Origin of the sequence: Halobellus rufus (assembly GCF_000739575.1) — an archaeon.
Classification (GTDB): domain Archaea; phylum Halobacteriota; class Halobacteria; order Halobacteriales; family Haloferacaceae; genus Haloquadratum; species Haloquadratum rufum.
In genome coordinates, this window is sequence record NZ_BBJO01000014.1 from 373,044 (window position 1) to 391,446 (window position 18,403).

Genomic DNA, 18,403 nt, shown 5'->3' on the forward strand with positions numbered 1-18,403 from the left:
TCTCTACCGCTCGAATTGGAGGTCCCGCTCCGGCGATTCGGCGACCACCCACCAGTGGACGTCCGATTTGGGGTGCCGACGTTCGACGTGGTCCCGGAGCCCCGCACCCGTCTCGAAGTCTTTGCCGCAGAGGTTGCATCGGTGATGACGGTTCGACATCGGTTCGAACTAGGACGGCATCGCTATTGGGTGCTTGGTTCGCTGCCCCCGGTGACGTCTCACCCGTGATTACGCCAGGTGCGTCTCGAACCACGCCGCGGCGCGTTCGGCGACTTCGTCGAGCGCGCCCGGTTCCTCGAAGAGGTGAGATGCCCCCTCGACCACGGCGAGTTCGCTCGTGCACGTGAGTTTGCGGATTCCCTCCCGGTTCAGTTCCAAGACGTCGGTGTCGTCGCCGCCGACGATGAAGAGCGTCGGAGCGGTCACGTCGGGTAGCCGCTCGTCGGCGAGATCGACGCGCCCGCCGCGCGAGACGACCGCTCCGACGTCGTCCCCGCGGTCGGCGGCAGCCCGCAGCGCGGCCGCAGCGCCGGTACTCGACCCGAAGTAGCCGATGTTCATCGTCCGCGTCCGCTCTCGATCGCGAAGCCAGCCCGTCGCGTCCTGCAGTCTCGCGGTCAGGAGATCGACGTCGAACCGCGTCTCGTACGTTTCGTCCTCCGATTCGGTCAGCAGATCGAACAACAGCGTGCCCAGCCCGTGCGCTCTGAGTACCTCCGCGACGAAGTTGTTTCGCGGGCTGTGTCTGCTGCTTCCGCTGCCGTGTGCGAACACGACGAGCCCCGTCGCACTGTCGGGGACGACGAGCGCTCCTTCGAGTCTCACGTCGTCGATCGGGATGGTCACGAACTCGGCAGGCTGATCGGTCATACGCGAAGCGACGTCGGCATCGGACCTCAGTGTTCTTGCCAGATATCGTTCCGAGGCCGCGACCGCCGACGCAGATTTATCACTGTGGTCGACCAAACTGGTGGTATGGCGGCCGACATCGACATCCCAGACCCGCCGGACCTGACGAACCGCCGGTCCCCTTCGTCGCTCGATGAGGCGTCTCTCGACAGTCCAAGCGACCTCCGTCGGGAGGAACTTGAGGGGCTCCTTCGCGACGGAGCGTGGCGCGAGGCGTTCGCCGAGTGGTTCGAGTACACCGACCTCGCTGCGGCGGACGTCGCGACGCTCGAGGAGCACGGCCTCTTCGAGCAACTGGATTTCTATTGGGACCCGTTCGAGGACCGCCTCCGCTTCGAGGTACCCCAGGTACCGGAGTCGCTGGCGGGAACCGATCTCGAAGACGTCCTGGGGACCGAACTGAGCGACCTCGGGCAGGCGGTGATCGAACTGCTCTCGGAGGCGTACACCGAGTGGGACGAGACGGGTTCCCCGGCGGACTCCTGGCAGAACGACCCGGTTGACGACGAGTCTCCGTTCGAGCAGTGACCGAGCGGCCGACACAGACCGACGCGAATCCAACCGACCGATACCCGGACCGATGACAGACGATACCGACTCCGAAATCGAGGCCGACACCGACGACGACGCAGGGCCACCGTCCGAGGAGCGGCCCTTCGAGTGCGAACTGTGCGGAGACAGATTCCGGACGGAGGCCGAACTGAAAGATCACGTCTGGGAGTACCACGAGATGGGCGGTGACATCCCTCCGTAGCGACTCTGACGGATCCAAAGACGGAGCGCCGTTCCGACCAGTGGGCTGTTCACCGCCGCTGGGTGAGGTTTTATGCCCTCGTGTCACGTTGTCAATCGTAATGGTGAGGACTATCGAGCTCAGTGACGAACTCGCCGCGCGCATCGAAGGACACCTCGAGGACGACGAGACGATCCCGGAGTTCCTCGAGGAACTCGTGTCCATCTACGAGCAGGAAGGCCGGTTCCTCCAAGAGGGACCGTGAGAGGCGGTCGAACTTCCCGTCTCTCGGAAGTGGACGGTCCACGTCGAGCGAGGCCCGATCATTTGATTCGCCGACCACCCCGATCCCGACTAACCGGAGTGATCGGTCACGGCCGGGGAGAAACGACCGACTTACTATCGTTCCCCCTTTCGACCTCCGGGTATGGATCAGTCGTCGACGCGCGTGTCCCGGCGCGACTTCGTCCGCTGGGGAGCGATCGCAACTGCGGCGAGTGCCGGGACTGGAACGGCTCGCGCCCAGGAGGGAGAACGTCACACCATCGAGATGACCGACGACTTGGTGTTCGACCCCGACGAGTTCACGATCGCGCCGGGAGACACGGTCGTCTGGGAGAACGTCGGCCAGATCGGCCACTCGGTGACGGCCTACGAGGACGACATTCCGGAGGAGGCGACGTACTTCGCCTCCGGAGGTTCGAGGAGGAGTCCGCCGCCCGGAGTGCCTACAGGGCGGGCGATCCGGAGAGCGGTGACGTCGTCGAAGACGCCACCTACGAGCACACGTTCGAGGTGGAAGGCACCTACGAGTACTTCTGTATCCCGCACGAGTCGGTCGGGATGCTCGGCACGCTCGAAGTCACGCCGGGCGGGGGGGCCGACGACGACGGCGGCGGTCAGCCCGTTCCGACCGTCCCCGACGTGGCCAAGACGATTCTCGTCGCGACGACGGGGGCCTTTGTGGCTGTCGTCGGATTGGCCTACTTCTTCTTGAAGTACGGCGGCGATTACGAACCGATGGACGAGGAGGGTTCGAACTGATCCTCGTGGCGGGTCGACGGGTGCCGCACGCGGTCCGATTACGGTCCAGTCGACAGTATTAGTTTTCTCGACGTCGTACGTTGGAATCCGACACGCCGAACTCGCTACGCCGTGACCGCTCTGCGGACTCGTATGCGGAGTCGGTCGGCGAAGCCGGCGGTCGGAGGACAATACGATGCCAGACACCAAAGACGGGCGTGACAAGAAGTCCCACGACGAGGAGCGACGCCAGCGGGAACGCGCGTTACGACGAGCCCTCGAATACGCGCGCTCGGCAACAGAACGACGCGAAGAACGCGAGGAGGAACTCGCCGAGGCGGAACTGGCAACCGACGAGTGAGATCCTTGGCGGAGACGGTGGAAACAGGGGACGAAGCGACTAGTTCCGAGAGACGACGTGACGAGTTCGCCTGCTGGCGGTGGTCGGCAGTGGTTTGCAGACCGGAATTTGTGACCGGCGGATCGAGACGCCGTTGCTCACTCTGACGGGTGGAGATACGCCCTCGCGCGCTCGTCGCTCACCTGCTCGAACGACTCGTAGAACTGTCCGACCGCGCCGAAATAGCTCGGGACTTCAACGCAGACGAGCTCGTCGACCTCGGATCGGAGCCGTTCGATCGTCCGGTGCGGTGCGACCGGGACAGCGAGAATCACCTGTTCGGCTCCCGCTGCGTGGACTTGCCGGATACACGCGGTCGTCGTCGCGCCGGTTGCGACGCCGTCGTCGACGATGAGCACGCGCTTCCCGTCGAGTTCCAACTGCGGACGGTCCCCGCGGTACCGCTGCAGTTTCGAGCGCGCCGCCTCGCGCTCACGCTCGGTCTGTTCTGCCAGGTACGATTCCTCGACGCCGAGCTCTTCGATCAGCGAGTCGTTCGTCCAGCGGGTCCCGTCGCTCGCGACGGCTCCGATGGCGAGTTCCGGGTTGCCCGGGGCTCCGATCTTTCGCGCCGCGACGATATCGAGCGGGACGCCGAGGCGGTCGGCGACGACACGACCGACGGGGAGCCCACCGCGCGGCACCGCGAGCACCACGTCGGCGGTGACTCCGCTGTCGACGAGGGCGTCGGCGAGTCTCGATCCGGCGTCCGTGCGGTCTTTGAACATACCTCGATCGGAGCGATCGACTCCTCACTCCACGTCGATGTCGACGCTGTGCGCCTCTTCGACTTCGATCTTCGGGAGCGTTACCGTCAGGACGCCGTTTTTCATCCGGGCGGAGACGGCCTCTTTGTCCACCTCGTCCGGGAGGCGAATCGAGCGGTGCATCGATTGCTGCCGGCGTTCGTGCCGGAGATACGCTTCCTCTTCGGTGTCTGTTTCGACGTCCCGATCCGCTTCGATCCGCAGCGTGTGGTCCGTCACGTTGAGTGCGACGTCCTCGCGTTCGAATCCGGGAAGATCGACGGTGACGACGAACTCGTCGTCGTGCTCGATCACGTCCACCGCCATCGATTCGAGTTCCGTCGACCACCGCCCGAGCGGGCCGTCGGACTCCCAGATACGACTCGACTCGTCGAACTGTCTGCTCATTCGCTCGAACAACCGTTCCAGTTCCTCGAATGGGTTACTTCGTGCGCTCATAGCTGGGTTTCCCCATTTCACCTACGTCTACCTCCCGCAAATATTCTCGGGTCGATCCATCCGCCACTCCGCCGTTGATGGCTTTACCAGTCTGTCTCAGTCAATACGGTGGCGACTCGCTTTCGATGACGCCGGCGAGGTTGTCCAGCTCGTCCGCGAGCAAGACGACCAAGTCGTCCAGCGTCACGATTCCCGTGAGGGCGTCGCTCTCGTCGGTTACCGGCATCCGCCGGACTGCGTGCTCGTGCATCTGTCTGATCGTCTCGAAGACGCCGGTGTCGCCGCTGACAGTCACGGGGGCGTCAGTCATAATGTCCCCTGCCGTCACCTCAGTCGGGTCCGCACGCGGTTCGAGTACCTCGAGCACGAGGTCCCGATCCGTGACGACTCCGACGGGTCGGTCGTCTTCCTCGATGATGACGCTTCCAACGTCTTCTTCTTTCATCACGCTCGTGAGGTTCCCCGCCGACTGCTCTCGGTTCGCGGTCATTACGCCCGTTCGTGAGACGTCTGTTACTGGCATCGTCCTCCGTCGGACGTTCGGGCGACGGTCTGATAATTCTACGTGCCAGATGCTGTGGTTCGTCTCCGTGCCACGTGCCGAGGTCGGGATCTCGGTTCTGTCGCAGGTCGGTTCGAGGATCCACCCGCTCGCGGTGCCACCGCTATTGGAGGTGCCACGTCGACGGGTACGCCGCTGCTACTGGTAACAAAAGTACGTCTGTTACGTCTCACAGTCGGTGCCTACCCCGACTCAGGGTTTGAAGCGGGCGCCTACTGGTACATCGTCGGCCCGCGCGGCTCTTCGAGGCCCGCTTGCTGCTCGGCGGCGATCTGTTGGTAGTGCTGTGCGATCTGCTCCAGTTGCGACCGTATCTGATCTGCCTGCGCCTCGAGTTCCGTGGTGTCGATGTCGAAGTCGACGAGCGGTTCGAGCGCGTCCTCGATGACCGCCCGCGCCGCGGCCGGATCCGGGAGGTACGGATTCGCTTTCACGACGAGGACGGCGGCCGGAACGCCAGCGTGGTTGCACTCCGATACCAGCGCACCGGTGATTCCGCCGAGTAAGCCGAGCCCCTCCGCGAGTTCGATGCCGGCGTCCTCGAGCTGGGCTTCGACGTCGTCGGTCGTCGCGACCCCGACGACGTCGCCGATCTGCGCTTCGGTTTCGGCGGGCGCGCCGGCGAGGAAGACGGCCCGCTCGAACTCCTGGGAGAGGTCGTCGAGGATGCAGCGACTCAGCGCCCTGAACGACTGGCCGGGGAGCGCCACGTCGCTCTGTAGGGTCATCACCGCCGGATCCTCGCCCGCGTACACCCTGACGAGGTCTCGGACCCGTCCGTCCTTGAACGAGGTGATCGGCGGGAAATCAGCGGAGATGACGTTGCCGTGGTGTTCGAGATCCAATTGTCTGGTGATGACGTCCGCCGCGATGGCTGCGACCAACCCGTGGCCCGGGAGGCCCTCGATCAGCGTCGGCTTCGCCGCGTCGAACTCGGTGACACGCTCGAACGTGACTGACACGTCTCTTTGTGACATCGTATCGAGTACGTCGGGTTTCTCGGTATTCAGTGTATCCCGAGCACCCGCTCGCGCTTCGATCGGTCGACGGCTGAACCGTCGGACAGGCGAGTGCCGATCGAGAATCCGCGACGGACGAGATAGAAGCGTCTGTGAGGAGTGAAGCAGCGCGGAACGATTAGTTCGACAGACGCTGACCTAATTATATCAGATTACAGCTGTCTATTCACACGTCATCTTTTGTTGATATAGTCCGTCCGAATCCACTCGGCGCTTCAGGAGTCGTTTTGGCAGTCGCACCCACCACGGTCGAGGAGATCCGCGATCCCGTAGCTGGCACCGCAATCCTCACAGTACACCTGCACGTCGACGAGGACGCTGAAATCGCCGAGCGTGAGGCGATCAGTCGAGCGAAGCTGTTCGATGTTGTTCTCGACGACCGCGACGAGACGGCTCTGGAGGCGTTGGACGGTGGTCCGGACGTTTTCGATTCGGTCCCCGCTGGACCGTTCCTTCGAGGCGTTTCTGAACTCGGTCAAATACGTGTGTACGGCCTGGTGTGAGACGAACTCCTTTCGAACCGTCTCGGGGTCGATCCCGTTCCGTTCGAGGGTCGCTTCCGCGTCGACTCGCATCCCCGCGGTCACGTCGTCGTCGGTCAGGAGCCGATAGAGATTCGCGACCTCGCCGTCGATCGGTGTCTCGCCCGACTGTTCGAGTTTCGCGGCGAGCAGCCGTCGGTTGAACCAGTCCGCGAGCGATCGGAGGCTCTGGCTCTCGTACCCCTTTCCCGTCCACCTGTCCTCGAGTTCCTGATCGACGCCATCCATCTCGTAGGCGTGGATGAGGCGGCCGACCTTCGAGCGGGTCGGGTCGGGCGTTTCACTCATATTCGACCGTTGCTCCGGACCAATGTAAATGTGTCAGTGACGCGTCTGAGCCGGCGGGACGACGGTATTCGATGCCACTCGTCTCTTCCTGAAATTCCGAATTTATAGTATACCATTCTATTTGATAAATACTCTCCGAGGTCGGTGCTCGGCTACCGCCAGTGATCCTCGATCGTGGCGCCCTCGATCGAACTGGTCCGGTCGAAGCCCACCACTCAAGTACCCCGAGACCGAACCCCGGGTTAATGCCAATCGTCGAAGTCACGTTGCCTGACGAACTGCTGAGCGAGTTCGAACAGTTAGTCGACGAGGAGTTCGTCACCGAAGAACAGGCCGTCGAGGAACTGCTCACGATGGGAATCGACGCGTACAACGTCGACGTCGTCGACGACAGCGAACCCGGCGACGACTTCATGGAGGGGGCGGAGAACAACCTCTTCGACACCGCGTCCGACCCCGGCGACCTCGACGACGACAGACTGTAAGCCGCAGTCTCCGAGTCGGTTCGAGCGGCACGGCGCAGTGGCGGCTCCCCAATCGCTGTGTCGCACAGTTCGTATTCTCCCGACCCTCGCCGCACGGCCGTGATCCTCGTGGACCGCGGCCGCTAGTCGTCTGCCGGTGCCGGTCGGCGCACGGACCCCGTCCGCCAGGTGCCCCAGCGGTACCACGCGAAGGCGATGAGTGCCCCGGCGACGTTCGATATCGGGAACGCGATCCAGATCCCTTCCGCGCCGAGTTCCAGCGACGTGAAGTACGCCACCGGGATCCGGATCAGCCCGAGCATGACGATCGAGATCGCGGCGGCGGTGAGGGTCTTTCCGGCCCCGCGGAAGCTGCCCGAGTACGCGCGCATCACGCCGATGAACCCGAAGCTCGGGGCGACCCACCGGAGGAAGTTGCTGCCCTCGTCGATCACCGCGGGATCGTTCGTGAAGACGGCCACTAGGGGTTCCGCGGCGAAGATCGCGACGACCCCGAGCCCCGTGAGGACGACGAACATCGTCTTCGCGGCGAAGTCCGCGGCGGTCCCCGCGCGGTCCGGTTTTCCGGCACCGATGTTCTGACCCGTCATCGTCTCGACGCCGCGCGCGACGGCGATCGCGGGCAGGAAGATCACCGAGAAGACGCGGACGCCGATCCCGAACGCCGCGACGACTGTCGTCGGGAACATACCGACGACGAGCAGCAGGAGGTTGACCGAGAGGGACCGCCCGGTCACCTCGACCGACGCCGGCAGGCCGATGTCGAGGAGGCGTCGGAGGTACGCGAGGTCGGGACGCATCTGGCTGGGGTGAATCATCACTCCCCGGACGCCCTCTAGCATCACCGCGATGCCGACGACAAACGCCAGCGCGCGCGAGAAGATCGTCGCGACCGCCGCGCCCGCGACGCCCGACCCCGTGTACCCTGTCGAGGCGAACAGCGACGCCTCGACGCCGCGGAGTCCGAGCATTCCGAAGAGTGGATTGTCCTCGAAGCCGAAGATCAGGATCGGGTCGATCGCGATGTTCAGCACGACCGACCCCAGCATCACGAGCATCGGGGTCACGGTGTCCCCGTAGCCGCGCATCAGCGCGATGAACACGAAGAACCCGAACATGAACGGCATCCCGACGGAGATCACCTGCATGTACCCGGTCGCGAGCGGGAGCACGTCGGGTGAGGCCCCGAGGAAGTCGATGAACGGTCCGACGGCGAAGTAGCCCAACACCCCGAGGAGGATTGATCCGATCACGCCGAAGGCGACCGTCTGTGAGGCCGCGTACTCCGCCTCTGCTTCCTCTCCCGCGCCGATGTGCTGGGCGACGAGGACGCTCCCGGCGACCGAGAGTCCCATCCCGAGCGAGATGAGAAGAAACACCATCGGGAACGCGAAACTGATCGCCGCCAACGCCTCGGTGCTGTACTGACCGAGCCAGAAGGTGTCCGCGAGGTTGTACGCCGTCTGCAGGAGGTTCGTGATGACGATCGGCAGCGAGAGGTAAAACAGCGGTTTCCCGATGTCGCCGCTGGTGAGGTTCAACTCGTCGGGGCCCTTGAACAGCGAGCTGATCCGGTCGAGGAGGCTCATTCGGTCGAACGCCCCGTTGTGATCGGCTCAGTCCCTGATTCGACTTCGTCGGCGGATCCCGAAGGGCGCAGCGTCTCGTCGATGTACGTCCGCAACGCGGCCGCAGACGCCTCGGGCGGATGGCCGACGCCGACCTGTCTCGTCTGGACCCCGTTGACGAACGTCGTCAGAAACGACGCGATCGCGTCCGGATCGACGTCCTCCCTGAACGCTCCGGATTCGACCCCGTCTTCGAGGATCGATCGGAGCTCCGCCGAGAACGCCTCGTCGAACCGCTCCAGTCGGTCTCTGAACGCCGAATCGTACGGCGATTGGGCCTTGATTTCGAGCAGCGCGGTTCGGAAGGCGGGTGCGTCCTCGCGACCGGTGACGAACGCGTCCAAGAGCGCGTGGAGACGCGCTTCCGGAGCGTCCCCTCCGATACCGGTGAGTCGATCCTCGAACCGCTCGTAGAGGTGATCGAGATAGGCCAACAGTAGTTCGTGTTTGCCGTCGTAGTGATAATGGATCGAGGCCTTGCACAGTCCCGCCTCGTCGGCGATGTCCTGCATCGTCACCTCCGCGTACCCGTGCGTACACAGCGCGTCGTGGGTGGCGTGGAGAATGTCGGTCGCCGTGTCCTCGGTCATCCCTGACGCTCCATTCGTTACCGAAACTGACTGTCCGGTCAGTCAAAAACCGTTCGATGTGCGCCCCGCTTTCGACCCCCCGTGTGAGCCGATGTCTCGACCCACAGTTGGCTATCTCTCCGTCTGAATGGTCGATAACTCAAATCTCCCGTGAAGTCGTCGAGTGGGTCGGAACCGCCTCACACTCCTCACGAATCGTTCGCTGAATTTTCTGACTGTGCATTCGTTGCGGGCGCGGGGGTCGACAGACACCATCCGTCGGCTAGATGAGAAAATTCAATACTGATGACATATACTAACTCGATGAAATATAAAATAAAATAGATTTATATTGAAACACCAGAAATAATATATGAATACTCCCATCAGAATTGTGTAGTATACTTGGTAAAATTGCGATTATACGAGGTTATAGAGAATTAGCTGTCATAGCTGGTATTATTATATAATATACTAACATCTATTTAATCTTATATTACCCAAGAATCAAAATCAATCACAAAGTGATAGTAGCGTCTGTTCGGCTCGTCGTATTCGCCCTCTATGTTGCAATGTCTCTTTCCGGGTCAATGCCAGACGTAGATCGGATAGTGAATAACAAGTGTACTCAAGTTATTCCAATTTGACCGGGTCGCCACGACGGGTCGACGATACCCACTACGCGTCGAGCGTGTCAGTTCGGCACACGCGAACGAATTTCCCGAACGGACTCTGAGGTCGTCCAGTCCTGAGGGGAGGTGGTGGCTCCTATCTCCAGAAGTGCTTGGGTGACTCCCGACTCCCGCGCCCGAGTACAGCAAGGTCGCACTGAATCCCTCGTTTGGCTCTTGCGAATATCTCACAGCGGTCGGTATCGGGCTTACTCTCTACGTGATTGGTCAAACGAGTTCGGTGCGGACCGGAGAGTCGAGTATACGACGTGTTTGCGTGGCGCGAACGCTAGAGCTGTGTCGCGTTGACTTCGATGATGTTCGCGGCCCCCTGAACGACCTCGGGGAGTTCCTCGTGGAACCTGTCGCCTTTGAACCGACTCGTCGGTCCGGAGATGCTGATCGCCCCGTGCAGGTCGCCGTTCGCGTGCTTGATCGGAGCGGCCACGCAGCGGAGGCCTTGGAGGACTTCCTCGTCGTCGTAGGCGACGCCCTCTCTACGGACTGTTTCGAGGGCGTCGAACAGTTCCTCCCGCGTCGACACCGTGTTCTCGGTGCGCTGGGGGAGGCCGTGCCGATCGATGATCTGCTCGACGCGCTCTTCGGGCAGTTGCGAGAGTATGGCCTTCCCGAGCGCCGTGCAGTGGAGGTATTTCCGGTTTCCGACGTAGGAGGCGGTCTGGATCGCGTTTTTGCCGCTCGCCTTGTGGAGATACACGCCCCGGCCGTGCTCTTCGACCATGAACTGCGCCACTTCACCCGTCTCTTCGGCGAGGCGCTCGAGTTCCTTCTTCGTCACCTCGTAGATGTCGACTTGGCTCTTGGCGTACTCCCCGATGTCGACGAACCGGAGACTGATCTCGTAGCTGTCGTCCCGCTTGACGACGAACTCGTTGTCGGCCAGCGTCGTCAGGTGACTGTGGATCGTCGCCTTCGATCGGTCGAGGTGCTCGGCGAGTTCGGAGACGCCGGCACCGTCCTTCTCACGGAGCGCCTGTATGATGTCGCAGGAGATCTGCACCGCTTGTACCCGCCGCCCCGATTCTGCTTCGCCCGGTGTTTCGCTCATACGCGAGGGTATAGCGAGGAGGCACTTAATTGTTCGCGAGAAGCAAACGGTCTCAGGCCTGGACGGCGGTCGTGTCGGTCTCGTCGCCGAGTTCGCTGTTCTTGATCGCCTCGCCGCTTCGCCCGTCGAAGATGTGGATCTTCTCTTCGGGGAAGACCACGTGTACCTCCTCGTCCGCACTGATTCTGCGCTCGCCCTCGATGCTGGCCGTGTAGGTCTGCTCGCCGATATCGAAGTAGGCGTACGTGACTTCACCCATCGGCTCGACGACCTCGACGGTGGTTCTGACGGCGTTCTGGGTATCCGAACTCACGAGGCGGATGTGTTCGGGTCGAATGCCGAGGGTGAGATTCTGACTGCTCTCTGCGAGCGCGCTTTGGGTCTCTTCGGAGATCCGATAGCTGAACTCGTCGTGGTCGAGGACCCGCCCGTTCTGCTCGACAGAGAGGAAATTCATCGATGGCGAGCCGATGAACCCGGCGACGAAGCGGTTCTTCGGCCGGTGGTAGCACTCCAACGGCTCACCGATCTGCTGTAGTTTGCCCTGATCGAGGATCGCGATGCGGTCACCCATCGTCATCGCTTCCGTCTGGTCGTGGGTGACGTATATCGTCGTGATGTCCATATCCTGCTGGAGTTGCTGGATCTCGGTTCGCATCGTCGTCCTGAGCTTCGCGTCCAGGTTCGACAGCGGTTCGTCCATCAGGAAGACTTCGGGCTCTCGAATGATCGCCCGGCCGAGGGCGACGCGCTGCTGTTGTCCGCCCGAGAGATCGCCCGGTTCCTTCTCCAGCAACTCGCGGATTTCGAGTAGTTCGGCCGTCTCCTCGACGCGTTCGTCGATCTCGTCTTTCGAGAGGTCGGTCGTGATCTTCAGACCGTATCCGATGTTCTTCCGGACCGACATGTGGGGGTAGAGCGCGTAGTTCTGGAACACCATCGCCATCTCTCGATCTTTGGGCTTCTCGTACGTGATGTCGCGGTCGTCGAGCAGTATGCGTCCGGAGCTCGCCTGCTCCAGTCCCGCGATACACCGAAGCGTCGTCGACTTCCCACAGCCCGACGGCCCGACCAGGACGAGGAACTCGCCGTCCTCGATATCGAGATTGAGCTCGTTGACCGCGACGATGTCGCTGCCGTCCGATTCGAACACCTTCGTCAGATCGTTCAGTTGTAAGCGTCCCATGGTGTTTGGTAGCGGTATTACGCGACTGTTTAACACCTCTCCTAATAAATTCACTCCTCCGGAACGTGTCACACCACGAGCGTGAGGACGGAGTCGGTGACCGTCCACTCGCCGTCCTCGGGGTCGGCGTCGACCGAGGTCGCCCGCTCCCCGTCGACGGTGACCGCCTCCGGATCGGCGTCGGAGACGGTGACCGTAACCCGGTCTGCAGTGACGGGACCGATATCGACCGACAGCGTTCCGTTCCCCAGTTCGACTTCCACCTCGACAAGCGCGTCCGCATCGACGTCGTACACGCGCCCGCTGGCCTCACCATCCGAGAGCGTCGCCACCAGTTCGAGGTGGTCCGGCGTCCCGGGCTGGACGGACTGTGTGGGCTCGCGCTCGGGGACGACGCTCCCCGCCCGGACGAATATCGGCATCTCGTCGAGTTCGACCGCCGTTTCGATCCACGTGCCGCCGTCGAATCGCTCGCCGGACGCTCTGTCCCGCCACTCGCCCTCGGGCAGATACACCGAGCGGGTGCCGCTGTCGGTGAACACCGGCGCGACGAGTATGTCCGTACCCAGCAGGTACTGGGTGTCGAGCCGGTGTACCGCCGGGTCATCTTGGTACTCTAAGACGAGCGGTCGGACGACGGGGAGGCCGGTCCGCGCGGCGATCTCGGCGTACGTGTACAGGTACGGCAGCAGGCGGTACCGCAACCGGGCGTACTCTCGGAAGATGTCGAGCGCCTCCTCCCCGAACTCCCACGGTTCCCGCGGCGTCGTCCCGTGGCAGCGAGCGTTCGAGGAGAGCAGCCCGAACTGCGCCCAGCGGGTGTACACCGCGTCGCTGGGCGTGCCCCGGAAGCCCCCGATGTCGTGGCTCCAGAAGGCGATCCCCGACAACGACGCAGAGAGGCCCCCGCGGAGCGCCGCGCTCATTCCGTTCCAACTCGTCTGCGGATCGCCGCCCCAGTGCATCGGGAACGACTGGCTCCCCGTCCAGGCCGAACGACCCCAGACGAGCGCTTCTCGCGCCCCGTTGACCTCTCCGACGACCTCGTAGACCGCCTCGTTGTAGAGATACGGGTAGAGGTTGTGCATCGTCCGCCCGCTCTTCCCGTTCGCGAAGACCGCGTCCTCGGGGACGTACTCGCCGTAGTCGGTTTTGAACACGGCGACGCCCTGTTCCAACAACCGGCGGTGTTTGTCCTTCCACCACTCGACCGCCGCCGGATCGGTGAAGTCGACGAGGGCCCCGCGGTAGTCCCCCTGACAGGTGTGGTCCATCACGTACGGCTTTCCGGTGCCGTCTTCGACGAAATACCCCTCCCGAGCGCCCTCCGCGAAGGCCTCGGTACCGACCGGGACGTGGGGGTGTTCCCACAGCGAGAGCCGGAAGCCGTCCTCGCGGAGCCCGTCGATCATCCCCTCGGGGTCGGGGAACTGGTCGGTGTCCCACTCCAGATCGGTCGATTTCTGCTCGCGCATCCAGAACGGGTCGAGGTGGAGCACGTCGCTGGGGATCGACTCGGCTCTGAGGCGCTCGGCGACGGCCTCTAACTCCTCGCGGGACTCGTATCCGAGACGGGACATCCAGGTGCCGAACGCCCACTTCGGCGGGCGGGACGGACGGCCCGTGAGGGCCGTGTACCGGCGGATGACGTCCCGGAAATCCGGCCCGTAGAAGAAGACGAACGCGAACCGGTCCTCCCCGACCGACACCGTCCCCGACGCGGTCGAGGACTTCCCGAAGTCGTAGCTGACGCGCGCGGTGGTGTCGACGAGCATCCCGTAGCCCTTCGACGAGAGGTGAAAGGGGATGTTCTTGTACGCCCGTTCGGTTTCGGTCCCGAGCGGCTCCTCGTGCCAGAGGTCCAGCTCTCGCCCCCGACGGTCGAACTCGACGAACTGCTCGCCCGCGCCGTAGATCTTCTCGTCGGGAGAGAGGCGGAACGCGGTGCCCGTCTCGGTCACCCGCCGCGGGTTGTGGTTGATCTCCTCTTGTGAGAAGCCGAGCGGTTCGACGCGCTGGCGTCCGAACACGTCCGGGTCGGAGCGCTGCTCCTCGAAGACGACGTCGCCGGTGTCGGCGTCCCTGACGACGAACGACCACTCGTCGAGGCCGATCGAGAGGTCGAGCGCGCCGGTTTCGAGCCGGAGCGTCTCGTCGGTCTCGACGACGTTTAGATCGAATTCCGTCGAGACGGCGTCGGTGTCTAGCGGGGGATACTCGCTCTCGGCGGCGACCTCCGGGTTCGCCTGGAGCTCGAACCGGAACGTTCGGGGGCCGTACAGCTGCAGGGTCACCGGAACGGTGCGAGGCGTCGCAGACTCCGGGGCGACCACGTCGCACTCGAGGCGTACCGTTCGGTCCTCGACGGCGTAGTCGGCCACGGCGTCGACGGTAATGCGTTCACTCATCGTACCAACGACGGCGCGGCTCTCGGTAATAAAACTACTCCGTCGGGTGCGCGATTTTTTGATCCCGGGGGGTGTATTACCGCAGAACGATGGCCGCTACTCCCGCTGTGGACCGACTCGTCGAGGAACTGCCGCTGGAAGCGAAGGTCGCACAGCTCGGGAGCGTGCGGATCGGATCGCTGCTGGAAGACGGCCGATTCTCTCCCGAGCGAGCCCGAGCGGAGATCCCGCACGGCGTCGGTCGCGTGACGCGCGTGGGCCGGGAGAGCGGACTCTCGCCGTCTGCGCTCGCGGACGTCGTCGCCGACGTTCAGTCGTTCTTGCGCGCGGAGACGCCGTACGGCATCCCCGCGTTCGTCCGCGAGGAGAGCCTCTGCGGCTACGCCGGGCGGCGCGGGACCGTCGTCCCCCAGGCGATCGGGATGGCGAGTACGTGGGACCCGTCGCTCGCGGAGGAGGTCGCCGCAGCCGTCGGCGATCAGTTGCGCGCCGTCGGCTGCCAACTGACCCTCTCGCCGGTGGCGGACCTCGGCGTCGAACCGCGCTGGGGCCGCATCGAGGAGACGTTCGGCGAGGATCCGGCGCTCGCGTCGGCGATGACTGAGAGCGTCGTCACCGGATTCCGCGAGGCGGAGGTCGATCCGACGCTCAAGCACTTCGTCGGCCACGGGCGGCCGGCCGGCGGACGGAACCGCGGTCGCCGACGGCCTCCCTGCGGGAGATGCGCGACGCCGACCTGAGACCGTTCCGGGCCGGCCTCGAGGCGGGCGCGCCGTCGGTGATGGCCGCGTACAACACCGTCGACGGCGTGCCCTGCCACGCGAATCACCGGCTTCTCACCGGAATCTTGCGCGAGGAGTGGGGCTTCACCGGCACCGTCGTCTCCGACGGGCGGGGCATCGAACTCCTGGCCACCGAGTACGGCGTCGCCTCCGACGAGAGAGAAGCCGGCGTGCGGGCGCTGTCGGCGGGGATCGACGTCGAACTGCCGGAGACCGAGTGCTTCGGCGACCGGCTGGTCGCGGCCGTCGCCGAGGGCGACGTCGACGAGTCGCTCGTCGACCGCGCGGTCCGCCGTCACCTCGGACAGAAGGTCCGTGCGGGCCTGTTCACCGACCCGCTGCCTGACCCCTCGTCGACCGACGAGGCGTTCGAATCCGACGCGGTTCGTCGGCTCGCACGCCGGGCCGCGCGGCGGTCCCAGGTACTCCTCTCGAACGACGGCGTCCTGCCGCTGTCGACCGACGCCACGGTCGCGGTGGTCGGCCCCAGCGCCGACGCGCCCCGGAACCTGCTGGGGAACTACTCGTACGCCGGCGCGGAGCAGCGCGACGGGGGCGTGGCCGTCACGACGCCGCGGGGGGCGCTGTCCGAGCGAGTGGGGACGGTCGAGTACGCGCGGGGATGTGGAATTCGGGCGGGGCCGACCGACAACGTCGATGAGGCGGTCGGAGTCGCAGCCGACGCGGACGTCGTCGTGGCCTGTCTCGGCGGTCGATCGGGGATCGACGTCGAACGCGACTCCTCGGGCACGGCCGGGGAGGGCCTCGATCGGGCGACACTCGGTCTCCCCGGACGGCAGTACGAGCTACTCGACGCGATCGCGTCGACGGCAACGCCGGTCGTCGTCGTCCTCGTGAGCGGACGCCCCCTGGCCGTGCCCGAAGTGGTCGAACGGGCGAGCGCGATCGTCGCCGCGTGGCTGCCGGGCCAGGAGGGCGGCGCTGCGATCGCCGACGTCCTTCTCGGCTCCGACCCGGGCGGGCGGCTACCGGTCTCGCTCCCGCGCTCGGTGGGTCAGCTCCCGGTCCACTACCGACAGCCGCCGGTTTCGGGCGACGAGTACGTGTTCTCCCGGGCCGACCCGCTGTTCCCGTTCGGACACGGGGAGAGCTACGCCGAGTTCGCGTACGAGGACTTCGACGTCGACGCAGCGTCGACGACCACCGACGGGACGCTGCGGGCGTCGGTCGCCGTGGAGAACGTTTCGTCTCGTGACGGCACCGAGGTCGTACAACTGTACGCCGGACACCGCGGCGGACGCTCCGTCCGCCCGAGCCGGGAGATCGTCGGATTCGGACGGGTCTCCATCGACGCGGGCGATCGGGTCGAGATCGAGTTCTCCCTGCCCGCCGCCGCGCTGGCCACGTACGCACCCTCTGACCGCCTGCTCGTCGAACCCGGCAGCGTCGACCTCGCGGTGGGTCGATCGGCGACCGATCTGCGTGAGCACGAGACCGTCGAGCTGATCGGCGAGCCGCACGCGCCGACGGAGCGGCCGTCGGTCGCCGACACGACTGTTCGGACCGCGTAACCGCCGCGCCTGTCTGTAGCCATCACAATCTTTAATTCCGGTATCCGCGACTGCAAAGGTGATGCCACAAGACGACCAACCGGACTATCGGATTCCACAGGGCGGCGGCGTCCCGTGGCGAGATATGGGGATGGACGAGACGCACCGGCCGCCGGAGCGCGACGTCGAGATCACGGGGATCGAGACGATGGCCATCGCGGGCAACTTCACGTGGGGGATCGTCAAGGTCGAGACTGACGCCGACGTGTACGGGCTCGGCGAGACGTTCCGCGCGGAGGCCGCGCTCGATATGGCCGGTCGGATGGAGATCGACCTCGAAGGGGAGAACCCGCTCGACACCGACCGCATCCGCGAACTGCTCGAACAGCGCTACACGGGGACCGGTCGGATCGGGCAGGCAGCCTTCACCGCGATCGAGACGGCCTGTTACGACATCAAGGGCAAGCTGTTCGACGTCCCCGTCTACGAGCTCCTCGGCGGGAAGTACCGAGACGAGATCAAGATCTACTGCGACACTCACGGCGGGGAGTCGCTCGGCGAGGCCACAGAGCACGACCCCACCGACGTGTACACGCCCGAGTCCTACGCCCGCGCGGCCCGCGAGGTCGTCGACGAGGGGTTCGAGGCGCTGAAGTTCGACCTCGACGTCCCGACGCACAGCGAGTACGACGAGGCGAATCGACGGATGGACAACGAGGCGCTCGAACACAAGGTCAGCCTCGTCGAGGCCGTCCGCGAGGAGATCGGATACGACGTCGATCTCGGGATGGACCTCCACTGGAACTTCACGACCGAGACGGCGATCCGACTGGGGAAGAAGCTCGAGCGATTCGATCTGGCTTGGATCGAAGACCCCGTCCCCCCGGAGAAGACCGAATCCCAGAAGCGGGTCACCGCAGCGCTGGACACGCCGGTCCTGACCGGAGAGAACCTGGTGAAGGCCAACCAGTTCAACACGGCCGCCCGCGAGGGGATGATGGACATCGCCGCGCCGGACGTCAACAAGTGCGGCGGGCTGGGGGAGTACGTCGACATCGCGACCGTCTGTGACCTGTACGGGATCCCGATCGCCTCGCACAACATCTCCAGTCCCCTCGGGACGATCGCCGGGGCGCACGTCTCCGCGGCGATCCCCAACTTCCTCTGTATGGAGTGGCACTCCCGGGACGTCCCGTGGTGGAACGACATGTGCACGCGCGTCGAGGGATCCGGGCCGATCCTCGAAGACGGCTACATCGACGTGCCCGAGGGCCCTGGTCTGGGCGTCGAACTGAACCGCGATCTGTGCGAGCGGTATCTCGTCGACGGCTACGATCTGATCGTCTGAGGCCGCTTTCTTCAACCCGCTTTGCGGGCCGTTTCGCGAGGATCGCGGTCGTTGGGATGGTCTCG

At 64.4% G+C, this 18,403-nt stretch carries 22 protein-coding genes and 1 pseudogene; 10 read left to right on the forward strand and 13 right to left on the reverse strand.

What is annotated here, in order from left to right:
• Window positions 1–3: 3 nt before the first annotated feature.
• Both ACP99_RS20465 and ACP99_RS08305 read right to left on the reverse strand, forming a co-directional pair.
• On the reverse strand, window positions 4–159 hold the full coding sequence (locus ACP99_RS20465) for a hypothetical protein (protein WP_197052388.1): 156 nt from the start codon (window positions 157–159) through the stop codon (window positions 4–6).
• Window positions 160–228: 69 nt separating this feature from the next.
• Window positions 229–870, reverse strand: coding sequence for a dienelactone hydrolase family protein (locus tag ACP99_RS08305; protein ID WP_049986142.1), 642 nt, complete (start codon window positions 868–870; stop codon window positions 229–231).
• 105 nt (window positions 871–975) lie between these two features.
• Here ACP99_RS08305 and ACP99_RS08310 point away from each other — a divergent pair, with 105 nt between their 5' ends.
• The 4 genes and pseudogenes from ACP99_RS08310 to ACP99_RS21190 form a co-directional block, all read left to right on the forward strand.
• Window positions 976–1,437, forward strand: a complete 462-nt coding sequence (locus tag ACP99_RS08310; protein ID WP_049986143.1) for a hypothetical protein — start codon at window positions 976–978, stop codon at window positions 1,435–1,437.
• Window positions 1,438–1,489: 52 nt separating this feature from the next.
• Window positions 1,490–1,663, forward strand: a complete 174-nt coding sequence (locus tag ACP99_RS19900; protein ID WP_156105631.1) for a C2H2-type zinc finger protein — start codon at window positions 1,490–1,492, stop codon at window positions 1,661–1,663.
• 100 nt (window positions 1,664–1,763) lie between these two features.
• The gene (locus ACP99_RS20470) at window positions 1,764–1,907 is read left to right on the forward strand and encodes a DUF7557 family protein (RefSeq protein ID WP_197052389.1); all 144 of its coding nucleotides are present in this window, start codon (window positions 1,764–1,766) and stop codon (window positions 1,905–1,907) included.
• Between the two features lie 285 nt (window positions 1,908–2,192).
• Window positions 2,193–2,267 (forward strand): annotated as a pseudogene (locus ACP99_RS21190) (plastocyanin/azurin family copper-binding protein); the annotation flags it as partial.
• 26 nt (window positions 2,268–2,293) lie between these two features.
• Here the strand turns inward: ACP99_RS21190 and ACP99_RS21195 are convergent.
• The gene (locus ACP99_RS21195; RefSeq protein ID WP_269319657.1) at window positions 2,294–2,428 is read right to left on the reverse strand and encodes a hypothetical protein; all 135 of its coding nucleotides are present in this window, start codon (window positions 2,426–2,428) and stop codon (window positions 2,294–2,296) included.
• Between the two features lie 9 nt (window positions 2,429–2,437).
• Here ACP99_RS21195 and ACP99_RS21200 point away from each other — a divergent pair, with 9 nt between their 5' ends.
• Window positions 2,438–2,686, forward strand: coding sequence for a plastocyanin/azurin family copper-binding protein (locus tag ACP99_RS21200; RefSeq protein WP_049986144.1), 249 nt, complete (start codon window positions 2,438–2,440; stop codon window positions 2,684–2,686).
• Between the two features lie 175 nt (window positions 2,687–2,861).
• Window positions 2,862–3,026 carry a hypothetical protein gene (locus ACP99_RS19905; protein ID WP_156105632.1) on the forward strand — a complete coding sequence of 55 codons (165 nt, stop codon included), beginning with the start codon at window positions 2,862–2,864 and terminating at the stop codon, window positions 3,024–3,026.
• Between the two features lie 137 nt (window positions 3,027–3,163).
• On the opposite strand, the gene ACP99_RS08320 is transcribed toward ACP99_RS19905, so the two are convergent.
• The 5 genes from ACP99_RS08320 to rdfA all read right to left on the reverse strand — a co-directional run bounded on the left by ACP99_RS08320 (window position 3,164) and on the right by rdfA (window position 6,681).
• The gene (locus ACP99_RS08320) at window positions 3,164–3,793 is read right to left on the reverse strand and encodes a phosphoribosyltransferase (protein WP_049986145.1); all 630 of its coding nucleotides are present in this window, start codon (window positions 3,791–3,793) and stop codon (window positions 3,164–3,166) included.
• Window positions 3,794–3,817: 24 nt separating this feature from the next.
• Window positions 3,818–4,270 (reverse strand): Hsp20/alpha crystallin family protein, encoded by a 453-nt coding sequence (locus ACP99_RS08325; protein ID WP_049986146.1) that lies wholly within the window; start codon window positions 4,268–4,270, stop codon window positions 3,818–3,820.
• A 100-nt stretch (window positions 4,271–4,370) separates the two neighbouring features.
• Window positions 4,371–4,793 carry a CBS domain-containing protein gene (locus tag ACP99_RS08330; protein ID WP_049986147.1) on the reverse strand — a complete coding sequence of 141 codons (423 nt, stop codon included), beginning with the start codon at window positions 4,791–4,793 and terminating at the stop codon, window positions 4,371–4,373.
• 251 nt (window positions 4,794–5,044) lie between these two features.
• Entirely contained in the window at window positions 5,045–5,809 is a 765-nt protein-coding gene (locus tag ACP99_RS08335) for a proteasome assembly chaperone family protein (protein ID WP_049986148.1), read from the reverse strand.
• Between the two features lie 257 nt (window positions 5,810–6,066).
• Window positions 6,067–6,681 (reverse strand): rod-determining factor RdfA, encoded by a 615-nt coding sequence (rdfA, locus tag ACP99_RS08340; RefSeq protein WP_049986149.1) that lies wholly within the window; start codon window positions 6,679–6,681, stop codon window positions 6,067–6,069.
• Between the two features lie 245 nt (window positions 6,682–6,926).
• On the opposite strand from rdfA, the gene ACP99_RS08345 reads away from it, so the two are divergent.
• Window positions 6,927–7,166 (forward strand): DUF7120 family protein, encoded by a 240-nt coding sequence (locus ACP99_RS08345; protein WP_049986150.1) that lies wholly within the window; start codon window positions 6,927–6,929, stop codon window positions 7,164–7,166.
• Window positions 7,167–7,288: 122 nt separating this feature from the next.
• Here the strand turns inward: ACP99_RS08345 and ACP99_RS08350 are convergent, their stop codons facing one another.
• The 5 genes from ACP99_RS08350 to yicI form a co-directional block, all read right to left on the reverse strand.
• Window positions 7,289–8,755 carry an MATE family efflux transporter gene (locus ACP99_RS08350; RefSeq protein WP_049986151.1) on the reverse strand — a complete coding sequence of 489 codons (1,467 nt, stop codon included), beginning with the start codon at window positions 8,753–8,755 and terminating at the stop codon, window positions 7,289–7,291.
• Window positions 8,752–9,384 carry a TetR/AcrR family transcriptional regulator gene (locus tag ACP99_RS08355; RefSeq protein ID WP_049986152.1) on the reverse strand — a complete coding sequence of 211 codons (633 nt, stop codon included), beginning with the start codon at window positions 9,382–9,384 and terminating at the stop codon, window positions 8,752–8,754. Before ACP99_RS08355 ends, ACP99_RS08350 begins: the two co-directional genes overlap by 4 nt.
• Window positions 9,385–10,323: 939 nt before the next feature.
• A complete protein-coding gene (locus ACP99_RS08360) occupies window positions 10,324–11,103 on the reverse strand; it encodes an IclR family transcriptional regulator (RefSeq protein ID WP_049986153.1) in 780 nt (259 codons plus the stop codon).
• Window positions 11,104–11,155: 52 nt separating this feature from the next.
• The gene (locus ACP99_RS08365; RefSeq protein ID WP_049986154.1) at window positions 11,156–12,289 is read right to left on the reverse strand and encodes an ABC transporter ATP-binding protein; all 1,134 of its coding nucleotides are present in this window, start codon (window positions 12,287–12,289) and stop codon (window positions 11,156–11,158) included.
• Between the two features lie 68 nt (window positions 12,290–12,357).
• Window positions 12,358–14,697, reverse strand: coding sequence for an alpha-xylosidase (yicI, locus tag ACP99_RS08370; RefSeq protein ID WP_049986155.1), 2,340 nt, complete (start codon window positions 14,695–14,697; stop codon window positions 12,358–12,360).
• Between the two features lie 89 nt (window positions 14,698–14,786).
• On the opposite strand from yicI, the gene ACP99_RS21205 reads away from it, so the two are divergent.
• The 3 genes from ACP99_RS21205 to ACP99_RS08385 all read left to right on the forward strand — a co-directional run bounded on the left by ACP99_RS21205 (window position 14,787) and on the right by ACP99_RS08385 (window position 18,338).
• Window positions 14,787–15,437, forward strand: a complete 651-nt coding sequence (locus ACP99_RS21205) for a glycoside hydrolase family 3 N-terminal domain-containing protein (RefSeq protein WP_081927285.1) — start codon at window positions 14,787–14,789, stop codon at window positions 15,435–15,437.
• A complete protein-coding gene (locus ACP99_RS21210) occupies window positions 15,419–17,011 on the forward strand; it encodes a glycoside hydrolase family 3 C-terminal domain-containing protein (RefSeq protein WP_049986157.1) in 1,593 nt (530 codons plus the stop codon). The genes ACP99_RS21205 and ACP99_RS21210 overlap by 19 nt, the downstream gene beginning before the upstream one ends.
• A gap of 61 nt (window positions 17,012–17,072) precedes the next feature.
• Entirely contained in the window at window positions 17,073–18,338 is a 1,266-nt protein-coding gene (locus ACP99_RS08385) for a mandelate racemase/muconate lactonizing enzyme family protein (protein WP_049986158.1), read from the forward strand.
• The last annotated feature ends 65 nt before the right edge of the window (window positions 18,339–18,403 follow it).